Source organism: Vibrio sp. 2134-1 (assembly GCF_033339495.1).
In genome coordinates this window covers 1-503 of the sequence record NZ_JAWOUS010001025.1, presented here as the reverse complement: position 1 = coordinate 503, position 503 = coordinate 1, and the positions used below count along the sequence as shown (strand labels likewise).

The 503-nt window shown below is 45.3% G+C and carries 1 protein-coding gene; it reads left to right on the top strand.

Translation table 11 applies throughout. The features are described 5' to 3' along the window. The coding region (locus tag R7R78_RS29835; protein WP_225475056.1) for an NAD-glutamate dehydrogenase domain-containing protein at positions 1–503 on the top strand (503 nt) is incomplete at both ends.

The window sequence follows — 503 nt, the reverse complement described above, 5'->3', positions numbered from 1 at the left end:
TGTTGGGCACCAAGAAGGCATCCGTGGCACCAAACGATCTGATTAAGATGATCCTAAAAATGAAAGTGGATCTACTTTGGAACGGTGGTATCGGTACTTACGTTAAAGCTTCGACTGAAACGCATACAGACGTTGGTGACCGAGCAAATGACCTGCTTCGTATTGATGGTCGTGAGCTGCGCGCAAAAGTGGTTGGTGAAGGTGGTAACTTAGGTATGACACAGCTTGGTCGTATCGAGTACGCACTAAACGGTGGTCGAGTTAACACCGACTTTGTTGACAATGTTGGCGGTGTAGACTGCTCGGATAACGAAGTAAACATTAAGATCTTTTTGAACGGACTGGTTTCAAATGGCGATCTTACCGTTAAACAACGCAACCAAATTCTTGAATCTATGGAAGAAGAGGTCGGTGAAATCGTTCTGGATGACGCATACCGTCAATCTGAGTCCATTTCAGTGACAGAGCAACAAGGCGTTGGCATCGTTAAAGAACAGATTCGT